The sequence below is a fragment of the Pseudoalteromonas rhizosphaerae genome (genome assembly GCF_902498845.1).
In the GTDB taxonomy this organism is placed as follows: Bacteria; Pseudomonadota; Gammaproteobacteria; order Enterobacterales; family Alteromonadaceae; genus Pseudoalteromonas; species Pseudoalteromonas rhizosphaerae.
This window is the reverse complement of sequence record NZ_CABVLM010000005.1, coordinates 29,804-54,526: the sequence shown is the minus strand read 5'-3', so window position 1 is coordinate 54,526 and position 24,723 is coordinate 29,804. Positions and strand designations below refer to the sequence as shown.

Annotated in this window: 19 protein-coding genes; 9 read left to right on the top strand and 10 right to left on the bottom strand. The window is 40.4% G+C overall.

What is annotated here, in order from left to right:
- Positions 1–2 precede the first annotated feature (2 nt).
- Positions 3–1,334: a glycoside-pentoside-hexuronide (GPH):cation symporter gene (locus PSR9079_RS09010; protein WP_149981217.1), complete on the bottom strand. Its 1,332-nt coding sequence runs from the start codon at positions 1,332–1,334 to the stop codon at positions 3–5.
- Between the two features lie 20 nt (positions 1,335–1,354).
- Positions 1,355–2,701 carry a GH1 family beta-glucosidase gene (locus tag PSR9079_RS09005; protein ID WP_179959162.1) on the bottom strand — a complete coding sequence of 449 codons (1,347 nt, stop codon included), beginning with the start codon at positions 2,699–2,701 and terminating at the stop codon, positions 1,355–1,357.
- Between the two features lie 279 nt (positions 2,702–2,980).
- Between PSR9079_RS09005 and PSR9079_RS09000 the strand changes: the two genes are divergently transcribed.
- The 3 genes from PSR9079_RS09000 to PSR9079_RS08990 all read left to right on the top strand — a co-directional run bounded on the left by PSR9079_RS09000 (position 2,981) and on the right by PSR9079_RS08990 (position 7,437).
- Positions 2,981–4,195, top strand: a complete 1,215-nt coding sequence (locus PSR9079_RS09000) for a sugar MFS transporter (RefSeq protein ID WP_259400359.1) — start codon at positions 2,981–2,983, stop codon at positions 4,193–4,195.
- A 16-nt stretch (positions 4,196–4,211) separates the two neighbouring features.
- Positions 4,212–6,719: a glycoside hydrolase family 3 protein gene (locus PSR9079_RS08995; protein ID WP_149981214.1), complete on the top strand. Its 2,508-nt coding sequence runs from the start codon at positions 4,212–4,214 to the stop codon at positions 6,717–6,719.
- A 121-nt stretch (positions 6,720–6,840) separates the two neighbouring features.
- Positions 6,841–7,437, top strand: a complete 597-nt coding sequence (locus PSR9079_RS08990; protein WP_149981213.1) for a fumarylacetoacetate hydrolase family protein — start codon at positions 6,841–6,843, stop codon at positions 7,435–7,437.
- On the opposite strand, the gene PSR9079_RS08985 is transcribed toward PSR9079_RS08990, so the two are convergent.
- The 3 genes from PSR9079_RS08985 to PSR9079_RS08975 form a co-directional block, all read right to left on the bottom strand.
- A complete protein-coding gene (locus PSR9079_RS08985; protein WP_149981212.1) occupies positions 7,376–8,317 on the bottom strand; it encodes an ABC transporter substrate-binding protein in 942 nt (313 codons plus the stop codon). The two genes, PSR9079_RS08990 and PSR9079_RS08985, sit on opposite strands and share 62 nt — an antisense overlap.
- A gap of 207 nt (positions 8,318–8,524) precedes the next feature.
- On the bottom strand, positions 8,525–9,577 hold the full coding sequence (locus PSR9079_RS08980; protein ID WP_149981211.1) for an aldo/keto reductase: 1,053 nt from the start codon (positions 9,575–9,577) through the stop codon (positions 8,525–8,527).
- A gap of 15 nt (positions 9,578–9,592) precedes the next feature.
- A complete protein-coding gene (locus PSR9079_RS08975; RefSeq protein WP_145241172.1) occupies positions 9,593–10,024 on the bottom strand; it encodes an acyl-CoA thioesterase in 432 nt (143 codons plus the stop codon).
- A gap of 146 nt (positions 10,025–10,170) precedes the next feature.
- On the opposite strand from PSR9079_RS08975, the gene PSR9079_RS08970 reads away from it, so the two are divergent.
- From PSR9079_RS08970 to PSR9079_RS08960, 3 genes are all read left to right on the top strand, one after another.
- On the top strand, positions 10,171–10,374 hold the full coding sequence (locus PSR9079_RS08970) for a hypothetical protein (protein WP_145241170.1): 204 nt from the start codon (positions 10,171–10,173) through the stop codon (positions 10,372–10,374).
- Between the two features lie 66 nt (positions 10,375–10,440).
- Positions 10,441–11,493, top strand: a complete 1,053-nt coding sequence (dinB, locus tag PSR9079_RS08965; RefSeq protein ID WP_149981210.1) for a DNA polymerase IV — start codon at positions 10,441–10,443, stop codon at positions 11,491–11,493.
- Between the two features lie 175 nt (positions 11,494–11,668).
- Positions 11,669–13,192, top strand: a complete 1,524-nt coding sequence (locus PSR9079_RS08960; protein ID WP_149981209.1) for a M17 family metallopeptidase — start codon at positions 11,669–11,671, stop codon at positions 13,190–13,192.
- Positions 13,193–13,262: 70 nt separating this feature from the next.
- Here the strand turns inward: PSR9079_RS08960 and PSR9079_RS08955 are convergent, their stop codons facing one another.
- Positions 13,263–14,900: a methyl-accepting chemotaxis protein gene (locus PSR9079_RS08955; RefSeq protein WP_149981208.1), complete on the bottom strand. Its 1,638-nt coding sequence runs from the start codon at positions 14,898–14,900 to the stop codon at positions 13,263–13,265.
- 177 nt (positions 14,901–15,077) lie between these two features.
- The gene (locus PSR9079_RS08950; RefSeq protein WP_149981207.1) at positions 15,078–17,303 is read right to left on the bottom strand and encodes a S9 family peptidase; all 2,226 of its coding nucleotides are present in this window, start codon (positions 17,301–17,303) and stop codon (positions 15,078–15,080) included.
- A gap of 116 nt (positions 17,304–17,419) precedes the next feature.
- On the opposite strand from PSR9079_RS08950, the gene PSR9079_RS08945 reads away from it, so the two are divergent.
- Positions 17,420–17,815 carry an HIT domain-containing protein gene (locus PSR9079_RS08945; protein ID WP_149981206.1) on the top strand — a complete coding sequence of 132 codons (396 nt, stop codon included), beginning with the start codon at positions 17,420–17,422 and terminating at the stop codon, positions 17,813–17,815.
- Between the two features lie 135 nt (positions 17,816–17,950).
- A complete protein-coding gene (locus PSR9079_RS08940) occupies positions 17,951–18,694 on the top strand; it encodes a substrate-binding periplasmic protein (protein ID WP_149981205.1) in 744 nt (247 codons plus the stop codon).
- A 67-nt stretch (positions 18,695–18,761) separates the two neighbouring features.
- On the opposite strand, the gene PSR9079_RS08935 is transcribed toward PSR9079_RS08940, so the two are convergent.
- Positions 18,762–20,462 carry a dipeptidyl-peptidase 3 family protein gene (locus PSR9079_RS08935; RefSeq protein WP_149981204.1) on the bottom strand — a complete coding sequence of 567 codons (1,701 nt, stop codon included), beginning with the start codon at positions 20,460–20,462 and terminating at the stop codon, positions 18,762–18,764.
- 283 nt (positions 20,463–20,745) lie between these two features.
- On the opposite strand from PSR9079_RS08935, the gene PSR9079_RS08930 reads away from it, so the two are divergent.
- Positions 20,746–21,585 carry an HDOD domain-containing protein gene (locus tag PSR9079_RS08930; RefSeq protein ID WP_149981203.1) on the top strand — a complete coding sequence of 280 codons (840 nt, stop codon included), beginning with the start codon at positions 20,746–20,748 and terminating at the stop codon, positions 21,583–21,585.
- A gap of 66 nt (positions 21,586–21,651) precedes the next feature.
- Here the strand turns inward: PSR9079_RS08930 and rdgC are convergent, their stop codons facing one another.
- Positions 21,652–22,563 (bottom strand): recombination-associated protein RdgC, encoded by a 912-nt coding sequence (gene rdgC / locus PSR9079_RS08925; protein ID WP_145241151.1) that lies wholly within the window; start codon positions 22,561–22,563, stop codon positions 21,652–21,654.
- Between the two features lie 121 nt (positions 22,564–22,684).
- On the bottom strand, positions 22,685–24,448 hold the full coding sequence (locus tag PSR9079_RS08920) for a sensor histidine kinase (protein WP_149981202.1): 1,764 nt from the start codon (positions 24,446–24,448) through the stop codon (positions 22,685–22,687).
- Positions 24,449–24,723: the final 275 nt, after the last annotated feature.

Genomic DNA, 24,723 nt, shown 5'->3' with positions numbered 1-24,723 from the left:
TGTTAAGTACTACTTCTTTGGGCTAAATCAGCGTTTATTTTCTCTAAGGTATTATTATCAAGAATATACCTTTTCATGATCAACGCGACAAGTACACTACCAATTGCAGGAAACAGTGTAAACGAGGTTAAAATACCGACTTTAGTTGCTTCATTAAGCTCAGTGTTAGCTTGATAGCCATAGTAAGCCAGTAACCAACCAGCAATAGCTCCGCCCAGTGCCAGGCCTAGTTTAATAAAGAACACCACGCTTGCATAGACCAAGCCAGTTAGCCGATGGCCATTTTGCCATTGTCCGTAGTCAATTGCATCTGCCATTTTTGCCCATAACAATGGAGTTGCCATTTGGGTGAAAAAACACCATAAAAAATAGACTGCAAACGCGAGCACTAATTGGTCGTCAGATAAGAAAAATGCAAAACAGCTTATGGCTGCAGAGATGTATTGGAGATATATATATGCTGCTTTTTTATCAACCCGTTTACTCAGTGGTTGTGCGCAGGCGCAGCCAAGGATATTACCGATCATTCCCAAGGTAACAAATTGCGTAACTAAGTCGGCTTCACCAAGAACATATTTTACGTAATAAATTGCTAAAGTCGTACGCAGCACCATACTCGTGAGCAGCATAATGGCAGCACCACAGAGTATTTTAAAAGGACCATTTTGCCACAACGTTGCCATTTGTGCTTTGAGGCTAAGGGTTTGTTGCTGTGGTGCAACCACGCGTTCTTTAGTAAAGCGAAAGCAGGTCAAAAATAATATCACACCGAAACAGCTCATCAGTATCATAGTAAGCTGATAGCCAAGAGCATTATCGCCTTTACCAAACCAGCTTACTAATGGCAATGTGCAAGCACTGACGAGTAAGCCACCGAGCATACCAAATACAAAACGATAAGATTGAATGGATACGCGTTCGCTCGGATCGCGACTTAGTACTCCACCCAAAGCTGAATAAGGAATATTAATTGCGGTATAAACCAGCATTAATACCGTATAGGTGACAAACGCGTAGATGACTTTTCCTGTCGCGTTTAAATCTGGTGTGGTAAAAGTAATTACACTAACCAGCCCAAACGGGATCGCGAGCCACAATAGGTAAGGCCGATAACTACCATATTTGGTTCGGGTTGCATCGGTGAGCGCCCCCATTAACGGATCGGTGATTGCATCAATAACTCGCACCACTAGGAACAGAGTACCAACGATGGCCGGAGAAATACCAAATATATCGGTATAGAAAAAAGTTAAAAATAGCATCACGGTTTGAAAAATGATGTTACTTGCAGTATCACCTAAGCCATAGGCTATTTTTTCTTTTCTAGTTAGCATAATTGGCACTCATGTTGTTATTATTTTTTGCGCTGTGTGAGCAATGCGCGATATTGTATTGCGCTCTCTTTTAGTATGCGTTGCTGGTTTTCATAATCAACATAAACGAGACCAAAGCGTTTTTCATAGCCGTATGCCCATTCAAAGTTATCCATTAAGCTCCATGCAAAATAGCCTTGTATATCAACTCCTTGCTCAACTGCGTCATGCACTGCATTGAGGTGGGTATGATAATAACTAACGCGCTCTGTATCGAGTACTTGGCCATCTCGTAGTGTATCAGCCATGGCCGCACCATTTTCAGTTACATAAACTTTAGGTAGTTGGTATAGCTCATTTAATGATATTAACAACTCAGTTAAACCTTGTGGATAGACTTCCCAGCCCATGTCAGTCACAGCTATGTTGTTGATTTGTGCTTCGGCAAACCAGTTATCATCAGTGTTTTTGTAGTGTATGCGGGTATAGTAATTAACGCCAATAAAGTCGATTTTTTGACTTATTATCGCCATATCATTAGCAGCTATATGGGGTTGCACTTCACTACTGAGGCTATTTAAAAGCGCCGGATACTGACCTTCTAAAACTGCTTTGATATACCACTGATTGTGATATTGATCGGCTAATAATGCTGCTTGTGTATCGTTTTCTGTCATTGGATAAGCTGGGCTGAAGTTAAGAACAATACCAGCTTCTATATTAGGGCAATTGGCGCGCAGTACTTGCATGGCAAGACCATGGGCTAACAATAAATGATGAGCCGCTTGACGACCTGCTTGTTGGCTTTTAATACCGGGTGCATGTACACCCACTTCATAGCCTAAATAGGCACTGCAAAAAGGTTCATTTAAAGTCGCATAAGAGTCAACTAAACCTGTCAACTGCTTGGTAACTAAATCAGTATAGTGAGCAAATGCATAGGCGGTGTCACGGTTTAACCAGCCACCGTTATCTTCCAAGTGTTGGGGTAGATCCCAGTGATATAAGGTGACATAGGTCTTGATGTTGCGTGCTTTTAAAGCCGTTAATAAATCACGATAAAAGCCAATGCCTTGCTGATTAATACTGCCATCTTGATGCAATACGCGCGGCCATGAAATTGATAATCGGTACGCATCAACGGCTAAGTCAGCAATCATTGCGATATCTTGTTGCCATAGTTCAACATGGTTACAGGCTGTATCGCCATTGCTATTGTCGGTGATAGCTCCTGGCTGGTCACAAAAAGTATCCCAAATAGATGTCAGGCGGGCGCTGCGAGCTCCCTCAATTTGAAATGAGGCTGTGGCTACACCAAAGGTAAACTGAGGTTTAAGTAGCGCAGAGCTAGGCGGCAGAGAAATAGTTTTAAACACGATTAGGTGCATCCTTTAACATTCAGTTTTGGCAATTACTTTTACATTAAGCACAGCATAGTCATTAAAAATGGAAGCGCTTGCAGAATGTTTGTAAATAAATTGCTAATTTTGATTTATATGATATAAATGTAAGCGCTTACATTTTATGTTGCAACTATTATTTGCTTTTTTTAAGTAATGAAAAAGTACTTTAATAAATGTAACGAACTGATAATTAAAATAATTAGAGAGTTTAATATGGCACACGTCACACACAATTTGGCAACGAATGAACATAGCCTACAACCAATGGGCAAACAAACGTTTGCTTTAACGTCGTTGACTACCTTATTTTTTATGTGGGGGTTTATTACGTGTCTGAACGATATTCTGATCCCTTATTTAAAAGGGATGTTTTCACTCAATTATACCCAGGCGATGCTAATCCAATTTTGTTTCTTTGGGGCTTATTTTGTGATGTCGATACCCGCTGGTAAGTTGGTGAGTAAAATAGGTTATCAATTTGGCATTGTGGTGGGCTTAGTGGTAGCAGCGGTTGGTTGTGCATTATTCTATCCCGCAGCCGTAGCGCATGTTTATGAGCTGTTTTTATTGGCGCTATTTGTACTGGCTTCGGGGATTACCATCTTACAAGTGTCAGCCAATCCATACGTAAGCGTACTTGGCGCAGCAAAAACAGCGTCGTCGCGTTTAACCATGACCCAAGCATTTAATTCGTTAGGTACTACGGTTGCGCCAATCTTTGGTGGCTGGCTTATTCTAACTGAAGTCAGCCAAGCAACCGCAGAGCAAGTTAAACTTCCTTATTTAATGCTTTCAGCAAGTTTACTGGTACTTGCTGTTATTTTTGCTTTTTTAAAATTACCTAAACTTGGCAAAGCTGCTGATGCTGAGAGTGAAAATCAATATGTTGAGAACTTTATTGATTTAGGTAGTGTTTGGCAGTATCGCCATTTAATTTTAGGAGCCATTGGCATTTTTGTTTATGTCGGTGCTGAAGTCGCAATCGGCAGCTTTTTAGTAGGCTTTTTAACCTTAGACCATATTGCGGGTTTTACTGAGCAGCAAGCCGCACATTATATTAGTTATTACTTCGCGGGCGCCATGATAGGACGCTTTATTGGTGCTGCCATCATGCAAAAACTCAATGCAGGTAAGGTATTGGCATGTCATGCATTACTTGCCGTGGTACTGGTGTTAATGGCGATGACAGGACAAGGGGCATTAGCAATGTGGGCTATTTTGTTGGTCGGACTATGTAACTCAATTATGTTCCCAACCATCTTCAGTTTAGCCCTTCAAGGCCTTGGCAAATATACCTCTCAGGGTTCAGGTATTTTATGCTTAGCCATTGTCGGTGGTGCAATCATTCCATTATTACAAGGCGTCTTAGCTGACAATTTTGGTGTGCAATTAGCACTATTACTGCCTATCGGCTGTTATTTATATATTACTTACTTTGCGCTATTTGGCTCAAAAGTAACAACCTCAACTCGTCATTGATAACTAGGTGGACAACATGACAATAACAAAACCACGTACTCTTTTGGTAATGATGATTGCAGCAATGGCGATGAATGGCTGTTCGCAATCAGAACAAACAGCAGCGACCAATGAGATTTGGCCGATGATCAAAAGCGGTGTTAAAGACGATGCCAATATGGAGCAAAAAATTGCTGACTTGCTCGGCTCAATGAGCTTAGAACAAAAAATAGCCCAGATGATTCAACCTGAAATTCGCGATATAACAGTGGAAGATATGCGTCAATATGGTTTTGGTTCTTACCTTAATGGCGGTGGGGCTTTTCCTAATAATAATAAACATGCCACGGCTGCTGATTGGATTGAACTAGCCGAAAAAATGTACCAAGCATCAGTAGATGATTCCCTTGATGGTAGCCGTATCCCAACTATGTGGGGAACCGATGCAGTTCATGGTCATAATAATGTTATTGGTGCAACGTTATTTCCACACAATATCGGTTTAGGTGCGGCTAACAATCCACAATTGATTGAAAAAATTGCTGCAGCCACTGCGCAAGAAGTGATGGTAACCGGTATTGATTGGGTGTTTGCACCTACTGTTGCAGTAGTACGAGATGACCGCTGGGGCCGCACTTATGAAGGGTATTCAGAAGATCCACAAATTGTTAGAGATTACTCAGCCGCAATAGTAAAAGGCTTACAAGGCGCAGTTGATCAAGACTTTTTATCAGATAAACGGGTGATCAGTACGGTTAAGCATTTTATTGGTGATGGTGGTACACAAGGCGGTGATGACCAAGGTAATAATATTACCAGCGAAGCAGAGTTATTTACCATTCATGCGCAAGGTTATGTGGGAGGCTTAGGTGCTGGAGCACAAACAGTTATGGCGTCGTTTAATAGCTGGCATGGCGAAAAAATCCATGGCAGTAAATATCTCTTAACTGATGTGCTAAAAGGCAAAATGGGTTTTGATGGCTTTGTTGTGGGTGATTGGAATGGTCATGGACAAATTCCTGGTTGTACCAATGGAAACTGTGCACAAGCCGCTAATGCCGGCCTTGATGTATACATGGTGCCTACTGATGCATGGAAGCCACTTTATGAAAACCTTATCGCACAAGTTAACAATGGCACAATTGCGCAATCACGAATTGATGATGCGGTAACGCGTATTCTGAGAGTAAAAATGCGTGCGGGTTTATTTGAAAAACCAAGTCCTGCAAATCGTCCACTTTCAGGAAAAACAGAGGTCATTGGTAGTGCTGAACATCGTAAAATCGCAAAACAAGCAGTTCGCGAATCTTTAGTACTCCTAAAAAACAAACAACAGTTACTGCCGCTTTCGCCAAAAGCAAATGTGTTAGTAGCCGGTCTAGGTGCTGATAATATCGGTATGCAATCTGGCGGTTGGAGCATTACTTGGCAAGGTACGGGGAATCAGAATAGCGATTTTCCAGGTGGCACGTCGATTTTGGATGGTATTGAACACACTGTTAAGCAAGCGGGCGGGCAAGTTCAGTATGACTTAAACGGTGAGTTCAATACTCGTCCAGATGTCGCTATTGTAGTATTTGGTGAGCAACCTTATGCAGAAGGCAATGGGGATTTAGATAATCTTGAATATCAGCGGGGTAATAAAACGGATTTAGCGCTACTGCGAAAATTCAAGCAAGCCGGTATTCCCGTTGTATCGTTATTTATTAGCGGCCGCCCAATGTGGGTAAACGCAGAGCTTAATGCCAGTGATGCGTTTGTTGCGACGTGGTTGCCAGGTAGCGAAGGGGATGCAATTAGCGATGTGTTATTTGCAAATGTAGATGGCTCAGTAAATCATGATTTTAAAGGCAAGCTGTCGTTTTCTTGGCCGAATAACCCAGTTGATAACGAAAATCGTGGTGATAAAGATTATTCGCCATTATTACCGTATGGTTTTGGCTTAACTTATTCAGATAAAAACACCTTACAAGATGATCTTGTTGAACAAATGGGAACGTCACAACAGCTTGATGATTTAGTCTTGTTTGAGCGCGCGGTTAAAGCGCCATGGAGTCTGCATTTACAAAGTGGTGAGCAGCAAAAAGTGATGGCAAGTAGTCGCGAATCAATCGGAGCTGTTAGCGTTAAAACCTTTGATAAAGACGTTCAAGAAGATGCGCGTGCAATTACCTTCAGCGGCGATGAACTAGCAGCAGTGCGTTTAAGTGCGGCATTCCCATCTGATTTACGTTCGTTTGTTGAAAAAGCAGGGCAGTTACAAATGCAAATTAAGGTTGAGCAAAGTGCCGATGCCCCGCTTTGGCTTGGTATGCAATGTGGTGATGATTGCCAAGGTAAATTGGATATTGCTAAGCAGCTAAATGCAACCAATGAATGGCAGACTTTAAGCATTGATTTACGGTGTTTTTCACAGCAAGGTGTTAATTTAGGGCAAGTATTCTCACCTTGGCAGTTAAGTACAGCTGCGCCATGGCAGGTATCGATTGCGAAACTCAACATCACTAGCGAGCATGTATCTACTGAGGTTATTTCATGCCAGTAATGCCTTTGTTAGGCTTAACACCACTGACATCGATCTAGATAAATAGCAATACGAAGTTAATTGCCAATAAACGTCATAAAAAGTAGTCTAGGCTGCTTTTTATTGAATAGGAAAGATAGAAATGAAACCAGTGAATCCATCAAAAGTCATTTGTATTGGTCGTAACTATGCTGCGCATATTGCTGAGCTTGGTAATCAAGAGGCAGACGAAATGGTGGTGTTTTTAAAGCCGCCAAGCGCGATAACAAATACCTTAATGTGTACTCATAAGGATGAGCAATTACATTTTGAGACTGAAATTTGTTTTCAAGTTAACAATGGCTGTTTAGCTGCTGTGGCGGTGGGACTGGATTTAACTAAGCGAGATTTACAGAGTAAATTAAAAGCCAGCGGTTTACCGTGGGAACGCGCGAAAGCCTTTGATGGCTCTGCATTGTTTAGTGAGTTTGTACAAATAGACGAACAAGCTATTGAGCATTTAAGCTTAACCTTACTGATAGATAATAAGGTGCGACAACAAGGCGGCGTTGAGTTAATGCTTTATAAACCTGCGGTTATTTCAGCCCAAGTTAGTGAGTTTATGACTTTAATTGATGGCGATATTATTATGACTGGCACACCTGCAGGGGTAGGAGCTGTGAACGCAGGAAGTAAATTTATTGCTCAGTTACACTTGGGCTCAGACTTATTGGTTCAGCAAGAGTGGTTGGCTGAGTAAGTTTTAATATCTGTTGTTGATATTGTTGATCAAAATCCGCAAAGGTATTTTCAAGCAATACACGCTGTGTTTGCTGGTACTTTGCAGACGGCAGTATGCTATTTGTTAGCACTCGATTTATTTTTTTTAAGGCATTATTAGCAAAATTATTAGGGGCATTGGTTGAGCAGCCAATCGCACCTAAAACCAGCTTATCGGCGTGATCGGCAATAGGTAAGGTTACTACATTATCAAATTCGCTGAAGCGGTTGTAGTAATCGGCTAAAAAAGGATAGTCGATAGTGTAATCAATATACCCATGATTGAGCCGATTGATCACCGAGCTGCTTTCGTTTTCACTGTTCCAACTTAATGATGTATGTTGGTCGCTTTTAGTATTTCGAGCGATGGTATTTAACTCTGGAGTAAATTTACGCGCAGCGGATTGACCAAAAATAAATTTATTATCTGTCAGTAGTTTAACTAAATTTATCGGTGAACTGTGTTGTTGGCTAATTACTTTCGCTGTTTTAGCTGAGGCAATGATAGCAAATGGTGGGTACACCGTTGTTGGCACCGAATAGATCACTCGCGGGGTGTTAACTTTACGGTGGATCATACAAGGGTAACATGCTTGTTGACCTTCATCGAGGTACTTGCCTATACGTTTTTGCGGCAACATTTCGCGGGTATGCTCTATATCGGGTAACTCAATGATGAGCTGTTCGACTAAGTAATCACATAAGCCTCCATCTGGAGTTTGCGCTGTTTTAGCCAGATGAAAAGGCGCCGCATCACTTTGGAGCCAAGTTATGTGAGTTACTTCATCGGTATTATTAGCAAGTACATAGGCGCTTGAAAAAAAAGAGAATAATGTAACGAAGTAATAGACAATACGCATAGCTATATTTACTTTATCCGCTAACAATTTAAATCGAGTATACAATAACTAATATTTTGCGCTACTAAAGGATGGTAAATTATTGCATTAAGTTAATTTTTTAATGCTTTTGTGGGGTTTTTTGATTCACTATTTGTGAGAAGTCGTTTTTCAAGTATTTTAATCTGGTGGAAAGCCCAAGCATTGATAATGATTGGGCTTCATTGATTAAAATGGCATTGGGTATTGCTTAAATACATTACCAATATCAGTTAAAGCTTGTTCGCTTAATTCGATGTTGAACGCGGCAATGTCATCTTTTAGTTGTACTAAGCTGGTTGCACCAATAATTGAAGAAGTAACACCATCAACTTGGTCACACCATGCAAGCGCTAATTGTGCTGGGGTTATTTGGTATTGCTGGGCAATTTCAACATAGTGGCTGATTGCTTGTTGCGATTGTGCTGTGTCACGGAATAAACCATTACGCTGCACCAGTGTCCAGCGGCTACCATCGGGACGTGCGCCATTTAAATATTTTCCACTTAACATACCGCCTGCTAAGGGTGACCAAGGTAAATAAGCAATATCTTCGTGAATACATTGCTCTATTAGATAAGGCCAATCTTTAGCGTGTAATAAACTAAATTCATTTTGAATAGAGACCATGCGCGGTAAATTGTGTTGTTCACTTAATCGTAAAAATTGGCTAATACCCCATGGCGTGTCGTCAGAGAGACCACAATGTTTAATTTTACCAGCTTTAACACAGTCGTTTAAACCTTCAAGAATATCGAGCATACCCGCTGTGTGTTGCTCTGTATTGGCGTCACTAAAACGGATCATACCTGGCCATTGTTTGCTAAAGTGCGGTGATTGACGATTCGGCCAATGTAGTTGGTATAAATCAATTACATCGGTTTGTAGGCGTTTTAATGACTCGTCAACTGCATGAACGACTGCTTGACGAGTAATATCGCCGCCATCGCGTATCCAAGCTAGGCCATTGCCAGCAATTTTAGTGGCGAGCACAATATCGTCTCGCTTACTTGGATTACGCGCTAACCAATTACCGATAATTTGCTCTGTTTTTCCGTACGTATCTGGAGTGGGAGGGATGGCATACATTTCTGCAGTATCAATGAAGTTTACGCCATGCTCTAAGGCATAAGCAATTTGCTCATCAGCATCTGCTTGATTATTTTGTACGCCCCACGTCATGCTGCCTAAGCATACACGAGACACATTGAGACCACTGCTACCAAGTGGGTTGTAACGCATAATGATTCCTTACTTTTATGATTCTCGGCTGTACTTATGTAATGCAGCCAATAATGGCTCACTTAATTGTGCTTTCTTACCCGTTTTAAAATTAAACATCACCACTTGCGATGACCCTAATGTAGTCAAGGCATTTTGCGCTTGGCTAAATACGCTGTAGTGCATCATAAAACGGTCTTTTTGAATATCACTGATGGTAACGCCTACCAACACTGTATCAGGAAATGTGACTGGGCGTTTATAACGCGCGTTATTTTCACTGATCACAGGACCAATACCTGTTGTTTGTAAATCTTCGAGTAAATTTATTTGATTAAAAAAATCAATTCGAGCAGTTTCAAAATAACGAAAATACACCACATTATTGACATGTTGTAAGGCATCCATTTCTCCCCAAGCAACATTAATTGCTGTATGGATAGGATGTTGTTCTATGAATGATTGCATATTCGACAGCTCTTTAAAGTAAAAACGTAGATTAGCAATTGGTGCTGTTTAGCTCAAGATAATTAGGAAAACAGTGAAAATGTGCTAGTTTTAGTAGTTCACGGTTACGTAAATGAATACTTTAATCTGATTTAAAGGAGCTAATTATGAATACAGTGACAGCAAAAATAATGAAACGCTTAGCGCTACTGGTGGTGATCTGTTTGGCATTCGTTTGTTATGCGATGGGCAATGCTTCTGGGATGGTGATACTAATCGTAGTTGGTTTTATTTTAGAAGGTGCTTTTTGGTTATTCGGTGCGAGGTTATTTAATCGTAAAAAATCTTCACAGCAAGAATCATCGAGCTGATGACTTGCTAATAAATCAAACTTAATGAATAATAACTGTTCATTTGTACAGTGCTTGGTTTGAGGAATGAAAAAGTTTATTCATATTGACATGGATTGCTTTTACGCAGCGGTCGAAATGCGCGATAACCCCGCGCTTGCTAATGTACCTTTGGCAATTGGTGGCAATAGTCGCCGTGGGGTGCTCTCTACTGCAAATTACATCGCCCGCGAATACGGTGTGCGCTCAGCGATGTCTAACTACCGTGCCAAACAATTATGCCCAGATTTAGTGATTGTACCAGGGCGTATGCAAGTTTATAAACAAGCCTCTTCGCAAATTCGTGCTGTATTTAAGCGCTATACCGACCTTATCGAGCCTCTTTCTTTAGATGAAGCTTACCTTGATGTGACTGAAAGTAATGCATGCCATGGTAGTGCGACCTTAATGGCAGAGCAGATCCGCGCCGATATTTTTGCAGCCACCGGTTTAACTGCTTCGGCTGGAATTGCGCCGATAAAATTTATTGCCAAAATTGCCAGTGATGAAAATAAACCGAATGGTCAATTTGTAGTATTGCCTGAGCAAGTGGATGACTTTTTAGCGCAATTGCCGTTGGGTAAAATACCCGGGGTCGGTAAGGTTACCCTTGAAAAACTCAATTTAAAAGGCTTATACACCGGTGCTGATGTGCGCGCTAAAGGGGTTAATTGGATGCAGCAACACGTCGGTAACTTTGGGGTCTCGCTGTATCAAAAATGTGCCGGTTTACATATTGGTAAAGTATCCACAGAACGTACCCGTAAATCGCTCAGTGTTGAGCATACCTATGAATATAATAAAACCAGCTTACAAGCGTGTTTAGAGCAATTGCCAATATTATTGGCTGAGCTTCAACGTCGATTAACAAAACAGCAATTAGAGCAACGTATAAATAAACTCAGTGTCAAAGTGAAGTTTGCTAATTTTGTGGTGACATCGGCCGATCAAACTTGCCACCGACTTGATGAAACTATCTTGGCTGAGCTGCTGAGCAAAGCATATCAACGTGGCTTGCAGCAGCCAGTGCGGTTACTCGGTGTAGGGGTCGGTGTTAAAAATGAACCGCAGCAACATCTACAGCTGAGTATATTAGACTAAGATACTGCGCGCTATTTGGTTCAATCAACGATAAGTGGGCAGTGAGTAACTGCTGTATTTTACACTGTAACTCCAAGTTGCCAGCGTTATGTTAGCTCGTCGTACATTGCTGGCAATAGCTATTTAAATCAATGATAATAAGCTCCTACGTATTTTGACAACAGGACCTTTTTTTATGGCATATCCTCACGCAGTTGCAGCCCCGCAATTAGATAACGCAAAACATGATGCGCTTATTATTATTGCCGATAATTTTTCTGAGTTAGACGATCCGAATCTAAGCCAAGCTATTAAAGCGCAAATGGCGGTTGATGCACGTATTGGTAAGCAAGTCACGCTGCTTGTTGTTGATTCTAAACGGGTGATTTTAGCGCCGACAGGTCCATTAAATCGTGATTATGACGATGTACGTCGTTATTTTGATGCAGCTAAATTGGCTATCAATGAAGCTAAAACATCAGGCAGTACAAAACCTGCTATTTACTTACCACAAGCAAGCCAAGATAGCCGTTATCAGTATGCCTTAGAAGTTGCTTATCTAGGTGCTTGCCAAGCGTTGTGGCAGCCGCTTGAGGCGCGCGAGTTTCATGGCGAAAGCATTGAACCGATCACTCAAATAGCCTTGTTTGGTGCTAATGAGCAAACAATTAAAGCGGTGAATGCCATTGCCGCAGGGCAGTATGCTGCTCGTGATTTATGTGGCACTGAGCCTGAGCGTATGGCGCCACCACGTTTTGCTGATTACTGTGTGGATTTATTTAAAGGCAGCAAGGTCAATGTTGCAGTGATTGCAGATATTGCCACGATTGATAAAGAGTACCCGATGATGAGTACTGTAGCTCGCGCTTCATATGCGGTTGAGCGTCATCACCCTCGGGTTGTAAAACTTGAATATGTACCAGAGGGCGAAGTAACACGTACCTTAATGTTTGTCGGTAAAGGCTTAGTATATGACACCGGTGGTGCCGATTTAAAAGTGGGCGGGCATATGGCCGGTATGAGCCGTGATAAAGGCGGCGCAGCCTCTGTTGCTGGTTTTATGAAATCAGTGGCAGACTTTCAACCACAAGGCGTTAAAGTTATTGCATACTTAGCGGTAGTTCGTAACTCAATTGGTTCTGATTGTTTTGTACCAGATGAAATTATTACTAGCCGTGAGGGCGTACGTGTTCGCATCGGTAATACGGATGCAGAAGGGCGCTTAGCTATGGGGGATTTACTCAGCGAGATGAAAGATTTAGCAAAAGGAGAAGTTAATCCTGAAATCTTTACGGTCGCAACCTTAACCGGGCATGCAGCTCGAGCAATGGGACCTTACAGTGCATATGTTGAAAATGGCCCTGCACGTGCGGCTAATATTTCTCGTAAGCTGGCTGACAGTGGTGACTTATGGGCTGATGGTGCAGAAGTTTCTCGCAGCCGTCGCGAAGACTATGATTTTATTAAACCGCGTACTTTAGCTGATGACGTATTATCAAGTAACAATGCAGCATCAGCAGTTACCGCACGTGGTCATCAGTTCCCTATGGCATTTTTAGCTATTGTTGGTGGCCTTGATAAGCATGGTTGTGAGTCAGCACAGCCTTTACCTTATGTGCATATGGATATTGCCGGTAGTGGTGTTGAAGGTGGTGATTGGCAGCACGGTAAACCAACCGCAGCAGGCCTAAGTAGTTTATTTGCTCGTTACTGCTTATAATAAGCAGCATTAAATACAACAGCCCCGTCATATAAAATGACGGGGCTTTTTTGTAATTTGTTTTTGTTAATTAATCTAATTTAAAGCGATTAACCACATCAGTTAGCTGTTGGCTACTGTGTTTAAGATTATCGCTTGCACCAGAAAGTTGTGATGTATTGGCCAGAGATTGTTCGGTTGATTGCGATAGTTCATTAATTCGCAAATTGACTTCATCAGCGGCGCTTGATTGTTGCTCCGTCGCACGGGCTATTTGACCATTCATATCGGTGATCACCGACACCAGACGTTCAATTTCAGTTAATGAGGTATTGGCAGATCCGGCTTGTTGTACTGTGCTGGTGGATAATTGTTGGCTAGCTGTTACCGCCTCTACAGCCGCCTTTGCGCCTTTTTGTAATTTGGCTATCATCGCCTGAATTTCGTCTGTGCTCTTGCCTGTGCGACTTGCAAGAGTGCGTACTTCATCAGCTACAACGGCAAACCCCCGGCCTTGTTCGCCAGCACGTGCCGCTTCGATTGCAGCATTGAGTGCCAGTAAATTGGTTTGCTCCGCAATACCGCGGATCACGTCTAGTACCGATCCTATATTATTACTTTCTTGAGCTAAATCAGCGGTAACTTGACTCACAGTCTCAATATTTTTGGACAGTGTTTCTATGGCTTGAATTGTTTTAGCAACGACTTCTTTACCTTCAGATGCATTCACCGCAGCTTGGTTAGCTGCTTGTTCAGCCGCTTCGGCATTACGGCTAACGTCATGAATTTGGTGGGTCATTTGCTCCATTGCTGCAGCGACTTGCGTTGAGCTATCGTTTTGCAGTTCAATAAAAGAATGATTGGTTTTACTCGCATCATCCACTGTTTGGGCATGCTGGTTAACATCATTGGCATTATTTGCCACTTGTTTAAGTGACTCACGCATTTTGGTAGTAAATAAATTAAAGTGGCGAGATAACCGTGATACCTCATCATTACCATTTTCATCTAAGGTTTGGGTTAAATCCCCTTCACCTTGAGAGATACTTTTCATCATATTTGCAGCAAGCCGAGTTGGTAATAAAATACTTCTGGCGATTAAGTAACTTAAACTAATTAATAGCAAAATAATCACTGCGGCATTGAGAATAACTAAATTCCGTAAGCTGGCAAAAGCCTCATCAATAGTATCAATATAAACACCTGAACCGACGATCCATTGCCACGGGGTAAAACCTTTCACATAGGCTATTTTATCAACTGGTTGATCTTTGCCTGGTTTAGGCCATTTGTAAGGGATAAAACCTTCACCACTTTGCTTAACTATTTTAACCATTTCAACAAATAACGGTACGCCATCGGGGTCTTTACTGTTGCTGAGTGATTTACCGTTTAACTCTGGTTTAAAAGGGTGCATAACCATGGCTGGCTGAAAATCATTGATCCAGAAGTAATTGTCATTGTCATAGCGAATACTAGCTATCGTAGTTAGTGCACCTTGTTGGGCTTGTTGCTCGGTGAGTTCGCCGCTTTGTTGTAATGAATGATAATGGGTAATAACACTATAAGCAGCTTCAACCAGATTTTTTGTTTTCGTATATTGGCCTGCTTTGAGTGAACTATATTGCTGAGTTAAACTGGTAATACTTAAAAAAAGTAAACCAACAACGACCAAACTTACCAAGATAGCTAAGCGCTGAAAAATAGTAAAACGGCGTAGGTACGACATAAAAAATCCTTTAGAAGTGCTCGCAGAAGGCGCGCATATATTAAGCGTAGTAAATATTACTTTAAAATCTAGTTAACTGTCCCTTGTTTTGGTCTAAAGTTTTTAAATAAATAGGATTATCATTAAGTCAAAAAAAAGGCTGATTTTTCAATCAGCCTTTATGCGGTCATTACTGATTTACTCTACATCAAAATGACGATTAAAGAAGTTAGTGATTGTTTGATGTAAATGAGTTTGCACTTGTTTACCCCGTAAGCTGTGCTTGGAACCTGGGTAAGTCATCATTTCAAATTGCTTTTCGTTATCTTGCAATTGTTTGAATAACTTAGTGGCATGGGTAAACAATACGTTATCGTCGGCCATACCATGGTAGATCATTAATGGCCCTTTTAAGCCATCTGCATATGGAAATACCGCACTGTCTACATAGCCTTTGGCATTTGTATAAGGATGTCCTAAATAACGCTCGGTATAGTGAGTATCATACAGTGCCCAATCAGTCACTGGCGCTCCAGATACGCCTGCTTGAAAATAATCACCAGCTTTAAACATGGTCATTAATGCCATATAGCCACCGTAACTGTGACCATAAATACCAATACGTTGTGGGTCAACATAATCAAGCGTACGTAAAAATTCGACGCCTTTGATTTGATCAGCCACTTCAACCACACCTAAATGTTTGTAAATGGCATCTTCAAATTTTTTACCACGATTATACGAACCACGGTTATCTAATTGGAACACTACATAACCTTGCTGTGCCATATATTGGAAATATAAGTTCTTGCTGCGCCAACTATTGGTTACGCGTTGTGCGTGTGGGCCGCCATAGACATTGACAAGAACAGGGTGTTTTTTACCATCATTTACCGTTGCAGGTTTAAATAAACGATAGTGCATCACTTGACCATCATCAGCAGTCAAAGTGCCATATTCAGGCTCTGCTAGATCAGCAAGATAAGGGGTCAGAGGATGGTTTTCATCAAGTTTGTTTTGCTCTAACCAAGTAACAAATTCACCGTTTACTTTACGCAGTGCCGCTGAGTTTGGTTTGTTGACCGATGAACTGTTATCAATAAAAGTTTTACTGTCTTTTGCCATTACCACATTGTGATAAGTACCTTGCTCCGTGATACGTTTAATATCGCCCTTTTTAAACAGTGGAACACTGTATAGCTGGCTTTCCAAAGGCGTGTCTTTGCGTCCGGCAAAGTAGACAATGCCTTTTTTCTCATCAATACCTTTTAAGCTATCAACCACCCAGTCACCATCGGTGATCTGACGCACTAACTTACCATTGGTACGATATAGATATAAATGCTTAAAGCCATTGCGCTCAGAGGCCCAAACAAAATGTTTTTTGTCTTTCAAAAACTGTAGATCAAAATGTAAGTTGATCCAGCTATCACTAGTTTCTGTTAAGGCGACTTTTTGCTCTGTTGTTTCGCTGTTATAAAAGCGCAATTCTAAGTTGTGCTGTGAGCGGTTTTGCCACTGATATGATAGGGTTTTGTCATCTTCTAACCATTTTGCACGGGCAATGTAAATGTCTTCGTCTTTACCTAGATCAATCCAATCAGTTTTTTGATTATCGAGCTTAACCACACCAAGTTGAATTTTTACATTATTAGTGCCGGTAAATGGGTAGCGTTGGTTAAACAGTTTCACTTCATCAGCGTAAATTTCATTGCGGATAGCTTCTTTAACTGGGCTTTCGTCAATGCGAGTAAAGGCTATTTTTGATTCATCACCAGACCACCAATAACCTGTCATTCGGCCCATTTCTTCTTGCGCGACAAACTCCGCCATGGCGTTTTTGATCACACCGCCGCCATCTTTACTCAGCTGAATTTCTTTACCTGATTTAAGATTTAGCGCATAAAGATTTTGTTCACGGACAAACGAGACAAAGTTTCCTTTTGGTGAAAAGCGTGCGTCGGTTTCAAATGCCTCAGTATCGGTCAGTTTACGGCTTTTTCCAGCTCCTAGCTCGTAATAATAGAGGTCACCATTAAGTGGAAATAACAAGGCTTTACCGTCTTTAGACCATTTGTATTCTAAAATACCTTTACCAAAAATACGTTGGCGCTCACGGCGTGCTTTTTCTTCGTCTGAGAGGTTTTCGGGGCCTGAAAAAAGTTTGGCAGAGTCGACTAAAATACGATTTTTGTTATCTTTTAAATTATATTCCCACAAATCATAACGGTTGTAATCGTCGCTTTTACCTTGCAGGTAGGTAACTCGGCTACCGTCTGGTGAAAACTTAAGCTGTACAGGTGCTTTACCCGCTAAACTTGGATCATCAAAAATACGTTCTAAAGTAAGAGGCTTAGCTTGCACTGTGATGGCTGTTGCCACCAAAGGTAGCAAGTATGAGAGGTGTTTAATTTTTTTTAACACGTGTTTACCTTCGCTCGAATAAAAACTGCAACGATGGTAAAGCCAAGCGTGGGCAACTGCAACTAAATGCTATAAAGTAGCGAAAATGTAATGCACTTAATTTGTAAGGAATAAAAATGACCGTTGAATTCTCTTTAGCCCCAGAACTTGCACGTGATTGTATTGAACTGGCCGATTGGCCATTATGCAAAGTGTTACTTATGAATGATAGTCAATACCCGTGGTTTATTTTAGTGCCTCGTAAAGCGAATTTAAAAGAGAGCATTGATCTAAGCGAGTCTGAACAGGTATTGCTAATGCAAGAGTCAGCGAAGTTAAGTCGGCTACTCAAAGAGGTACTTAACCCAGATAAACTTAATGTCGCAGCGCTTGGTAACATGGTTCCACAGTTACATATTCATCATATTGCTCGCTATAAAACCGATGTCGCATGGCCTGCGCCAGTATGGGGTAAATATCCCGCAGTGCCTTATAGTGAAGAGCAATTGGCACGTTTAAAAACACATTTTTAATCGTGGTTGAGTGTTTACATAATAGAGTTTGATCACAGTATTATGATTTTTCGTTGGGTAAAAATAGACTATGCTTAGGGTCACTAAATCGTGGCTGTTTATTACACTCAGTATATAGGGATTGCAAACTAACTGATGAAAGCTTTTGTATTGTTTACCTTGCTAAGTGTATTTTCGCATCACAGTGCTGCAAATACATTTTACTTTGTTGGTACCACCTTTCCGTCGGTACTTGAAAAAAATGAACAAGGTCAAATAGAAGGCTTAGGCGCCGACATCGCAGGTGAAATTTGCCTGCGTTTAGGTTGCCAAATTAAAATTGATATTTTGCCTTTTAAACGGGCGCTAAAAATGGTTGAGCTTGGTAAGGCTGATGCATTTATAGGTCCTTATAAGTCGGCTATTAGAGAGCAGTATATGGTTTATAGTGAGGCTGCTTTCTATCAAGACCCGCTGGTTTTTTATGTCAAAAATAGTAATGAATTTCAGTGGCATAATAATTTAGAGACATTAAAAGAGTTATCGATAGGGTTAACCCGAGGTTGGAACTATGGTGACGATTTTGAGCGATATAAAAGTCAGTTAGAAATTTCTGAAGTGGGCACTGTTGAAGCCAGTTTTTTGCAATTAATTCATGACCGTGTCGATATTATAGTGACTCATCCAAGAGCCGCACAGCCCGTTATTAAGCAGTTAAGTTTAGCCAATCAAGTGAAACAGTTACAGCCGCCATTAATTGTTAATAAAGGCTATTTTGGTTTTTCTAAAAAACGTAATTTAAATGAGTTTATTACCTTATTCGATAAAGAATTAAATAATATGATTGCTAATGGTGAAGTAAAAAAAATGAGTGAAAAATATGGTTTAGCATTCCCGTAATAGCAATATTGAATTAAAAAAGGCGTTTTAGGTGAGCCCCTAAAACGCCTTTTTAGTATTAATTATATTATTCTAAACCTAACTCTTTCTTACCTTGTTTAAAGGTGACATCTACAGGGATATTAGCTTGGCTTAGTTTTTCTAAATCTTTAGCAAGTTCCACTTTGATATCACCATGTGTGGCAATCAGTTGATCGACTTTCTCATAATCACCATCACCTTGTAAGGTTAAGATCAAACCAGATAGCTTGGCCATTGCTTGGCCCATTTTTTCCATATTTACGCTGTAAAGGCCTTGCTCATTTTTAGAGAATGCACCTTCTTCTGCGAAAAAGTTAAAGCGGATCATATTTGCTTTACCATGGGCACTTGATGCGCCAAAACGCACTGAGCGGAAAATACCGGCCATAAAAGTGATGTAATAATCTTCAAGTGTTCCCTCAGTGATCTCACCTTTTTTGAGTAACTGCTCAACCATGTACAAGCCTAAGATATCGGCTTTGCCTTCTTCTAAAGCACTGGCATGTTCTTGTAAAGACTGACGAACAGTGCCTTTATCTGTGATAGTATTTTTGATCCCTAAACCATGAGCGACTTCGTGGAACATGGTATTGGCAAAAAATGCATCGAAAGTAATGTGTTTACGTTGCTCAGGAACAATTAACTGCTCAGCGATTGGCACCAATATTTTATCAAACTTAGCGCGCATCGCATTTTTCAGTTGTAAACGGCGAGTGCCTTTTTCAAGTTGTACTTGTTCGTCATTTGGTAAGTTAATGGCAATGGTTTTACTGCCAGCATTAGAATGACCTGCGTAGTAAACAACATCATATGCATTTAAGTCCGCATCAGAGCCAGGCACTTCTTGTTTGTATTTGGCATCAACAGGGAGGCCTTTTTGTAGCTCTGGTAAAAATGCTGCAAATTTAGCAAGACGTTCTGACCAAGCTAAATCTTTCACTAAAACATACGATTCAAAGGCTGCGCGAGAGCCGAACAATTGATCTTCATAGGTTTCGATTGGACCAATAACGATATCGATGGGGTTGTTCTTCATGTCCATCCAAGCAAAGTCTGATGCTTGATAATCATCGTTTTGTAGTGCATCTGCACGTAAGTTCAGGTAACTAGCAAACTCTTTATCATCGGCAAGCTTGCTCGCCTCACGTAATAAGTTAGCTGCTTTTTCAAGCGCTTTAGCATATTCAACCGAATAGGCAACGCTATACAGCTTGCCTTGTTCATCTCGCTTAATGACTGAATACAGACCATTTTTATCTGCTACGTCAGCCTTGTTTAGCTCTTCTTTAGTGATATCGGCTGGATAAAATTGAGCTCCGGCTGTTTTATCTTCATAGCCTGACAAAAAGACTTGATCGCCATTTAATCTATCCCATGGTCCATAGTTAATATCGGCAAATTTTTGTACTTTAGGATCATTGATTTTGGCTAAAAATGCCGCTTTATCTTCACCAAATGCTTGGCGCCAGAATAGATCATCCATAATTTTAGACGCATCAATAAGTTTTGCTATTAACGCTTTTTGGTTGTCGCTTAAATGTGATAAATCAGTGGTTAAACTAAAATCGGTATAGATATCAAGGCGACTAGTGTCAGCGTTAATAAGTTGTGGGCCGCTATCTTGTACTTGCTTTGTAGGGGCTGCAGCAGCATTTGACGCTTTAGGTGCGCTGGCTTGATCTGAACATGCACTAAGAAAAACGGCACCGGTAAGAATAAGTGCTTGGCTAATTTTATTGAGAGTCATTATATTGCCTGTTAAAAAGTAAGTTTAATTATAGATACCCTTGAGAGGGTATTTCGCTTCCTTGTTATGCCAGCATTAAAGCAAATCTTATGCGCAAATAGCAAGTTTCCTGTGTTGTGATGGTCTAAGCGAAGGGATATAAACTGTAGTAGAAAAATAAACTAACATAATTTCTATAATTTCCTTAACTTTAGCGGTAACTTAGACAATACTGTATCTATAAGAAATAAACATTCCATGGTTTGGATGTATTAAAAAATCAATACAAAAGGATGGCACATTTATGTCAACAGAAAACGCACTACTGACCATTTTGGTTGATCGTATTAATAATGACACGTTAGTTTTACCAACCTTGCCTGAGGTTGCGGTTCGTGTACGTCAAGCTGCCGATAATCCAGATGTAAATTTAGCGCAAATGGCTGATGTGATCTCTCATGATCCGGCATTAGCAGCACGGATGATAAAAGTCGCAAATAGTGCTTTTATGGGGCGCACAGTTAAAGTTTCTAATATAAATCAAGCGGTAACGAGAATTGGTCTGCGTCAGATCAAAAATATCGCAACAGCAATGGCGATGGAGCAACTATTTGTTTCAAATAATGAGCTGATCAAAGGTTATATGGATAAGGCGTGGCAGAAAACTTTAAAAGTAGCATGTCACTCAATTACTGTGATGGAGTTTTTCCTAAAGAAAAACAAGCAGACCTCATTGAATCGTGACACCATTACACTCGCATCATTGGTTTATAACATTGGTGTATTGCCTATTTTGACGGAAGCGGAACGTCACCCAGAAGTATTTGCCAATCCAAGCTTTTTAGCGCATGCGATTCAAAAGCTTAGCGGTAAAGTAGGGGGAGCCATCATGCGCGCTTGGGAGTTTACTGATGAATTTGTTGAAGTAGCAGAAAGCTGGGCCAATCCTAACTATCGTCCAGAACATATTAGCTATGTTGATTTCATTCGTATCGGTGCGATTATGGAAGGTATTTTACAAGTTTCAGATAAGTCAGCGGCATTACAAACTTACATTGATAAAGGTGTGATCCCATCACTGGATATTTTCTCAAGTGATGAATACAACGATATGCTTGATGATGTGAAATCAGTATTTAATTAAGCTAAGTCGTCAGTTAAAAAAAGCGCCAATAGGGCGCTTTTTTAGTATTTAAAACTTAGTCAAAATTTAGGCTAAATCTTCAACGTCACCTAAACCAGCCGTAAGTTCTTCTAGCATTAGCTTAATTTCTTCAGAAGCGAGAATAAAGTCAGCATCAAGTTTGACTAACATATCTTCTTTAGGGATGTCGGCGTTTTCTTCTTTTAATGTTTCAGAGTAGCTTAAGCGCTTAATAGAGCCATCATTTTGCAGCATGAACTTCAGGCGCTCTTGCCAATCTAGTGCAAGTTTAGTTACGCGTTTACCGCTTTCAAGGTGCGATTTAACTTCATCACAAGCTAAATCATGGCCTTTAAGCTTAACTTGAGCACCGCTATCGTCTGCTTCTTCAAGCTCTGCGTCAGAGCCTATAGCAAAGCCTTCAGGTGTACTGAAGTTAGTTAACCAGTCCGTTAAAAACACATCTAAATCATAGTTTGCAAATGCAGGAACTACCGGCAATGTACCCAATGATTTGCGCAGTAGTGCCAGTAACTCTTCTGCTTTATTAAAACTACCACTGTTAACGACTACCCAGCCATTTTCTTGGTCAATAAAGGCAAACTGTAAACTCGACTTTTTAAAGGCTTGCGGTAATAAGCTATGGAGGATATTTTCTTTGAGCTCGTCTTTTTCTTTTTTCTTAACAGGGCGATTTTCTTCGGCTTCGATAAGTTCTATTTTTTCAGCAACCATGTCGTTGATAACGGATGCAGGAAGTACTTTTTCTTCACGTTTAGCACAAACCAAAATACTCTTTTGTGAGAAATGAGAAAGGGTATCACCATGTTTACCAAAGGCTTTGGTCCAGCCAAATGTACTTAAATCTTGACTACCGCAAGGGCGAAATAAATCTTGCTCTAAGGCTTTCTCAAAGTCTTCTTGGGTGTACGACACGTCTTGCTTAAAGCGGTAACAAATAAGGTTACTAAACCACATAGGGAGATTGATCCATTCGGTAAATTTGCCCAATCATAACAATAAAAAGCTGATGCGCAAATGACTGATTGGCCAAACGTTTAGCAATTAAGCAAAGTGTTAGGCAAACAGTCTCGGCGCATTAGTTATTAAATATAGACAAAGGTTTTGGCATGTCTTTAGGGAAACTAATATGATAATGCAAGCCGTTCCCCGGTGAGCTTGTCGCATCGATTTCGCCGCTCAAGGTTTGCTTAACCAAATTGAAAGTAATGTGTGTGCCCAGACCACTGCCGCCTTGATCGCGTTTAGTCGTAAAAAATGGGTCAAATAGTTTTTCAAGTTGCTGTTCGGTAACGCCATTACCATTATCTTTAAAGTCGATAATCACTTGGTCATCTTCATCTTTGATAGCAATGTCTATAATGCCATTGCTGACACCATCAAAGCCGTGGATCAATGAATTCATAATCAAGTTGGTAAATATTTGACTGATAGCACCAGCAGGTAGATTTAAGGTTAAGTCTACCGGGCAATCTAAATTAATATGATGACTGGTATTTTTTATCTTAGGGTGTAACGAGCGAATAATTTCACCAAGGTATTCTTTTAGGTTGATGGTGCGCACGGCTTCACTGGCTTGATCGACCGCAATTTGCTTAAAGCTGGCAACCAGCTCTGAAGCACGGTCTAAGTTAGTGGTTAATAAGCTAGTACTTTGTTTGGCATCATTGATAAACTCCTCAAGAGCTTTAGGCGAGAGTGTTTTATCTTTGTAAGCATTTTCAATTTGTATTAAGCGCTCTTGCAAAAAGGATGAGGCTGTAACTCCAATACCGACCGGGGTATTGATATCGTGGGTAATACCGGCGACTAAACCACCTAAAGCAGCCATTTTTTCTGAGCTGACTAAACGCTCTTGCGCCATATTGAGTTCATCAACATAGCGTTGCATTTCAGTTTGTTTGGTGAGCAGCTCTTGTTCAGTATGGCGACGCAAATCAACTTCTTCGGTGAGCGTTAGTTTTTGTTTTTCCAACTCGTATTTTTGTTGCTGTAAATCCATCATTGCTTGACTTAAATTTGATGTTTTACGTGCCACTTCTTGTTCAAGTTGTAGATTTTGCTGATCGAGCTTTTCGTTACTTATTATTAATGCTTTTTGGGTGTGTTCAAGCTCTTTGCGGTATTGCACAACTTTATCGATCAACTTATTGAATGATTGCTCCATTACTTTTAATTCGTTGTGCTCAGTTGTTTCAATTTCGATATGTTGACCTTCGAGGTCATCTAATTGAAGATCTTCAATTTGCTCTGTTAGTTGTGCTAGAGGTTCTGTGAGTAGTTTTCTAAATGCCATTAAGAATAAGATGATTAAAAATGTAGTTTTGATCATCGCATTGCCAATTAAAAAATAAATTGAGATCATAATGCGACTAAATACCACTTCTCGGCTCGAAAATAGCGTGACATCACCAACTTGGGTGGCGCGGCCAGAAAATTCAAAGATCAATGGAAAGGTATAACCGAATAAGCCAGATGGAGTATCTTCGATAATGGCTTCTTCTTGTACTAATTGTTGGCTGTATAGCTCGCGAATATCGAGTGAGCGACCTAATTGTGAGATTATTTCGCCGCTATCGTCACGCACAATAATACCTTCAATCATTGGAATTGCTAATAAGCCTTCTGCTGTGGTGATGGTTTGTTTAGTGTTTAGCTCCCAAATAGCACGGGTTAAACTACGACTAAATGTTTTTTGTAAGGTCGTCAGTTCGTCACGTATATAATCTTTCGTGTTTACATATTCTGCAATAACTTGCCCGCACGTGACTACAAAAGTTAATAAAAAGTAGACGGATAACACGCTGGTAAGTAGCTTTTTTGATAGGCTTTTTTGTAGCATCGGTGGCCTATAGCTCCTTTATTTTTTTCACAAAGCTTAATTAATACCCTAGCAACGAGTACACTCAGTACTAAAGTTAGCTAATAAATGTTTAAAAATAAATAAAATAATCTTATTTAACAGTACAAACATTGTTAATTTTCTTTTTTCAGCAAAAACTTAAGCTTATCGCTGTTAAATTTTTGTGTTATAAAATCACAACAGTATTATAACATTATTATTTACTGAGTGATTAGTTGTCTACTCAGTAATCTATTATACGTATTTTAGTTGTC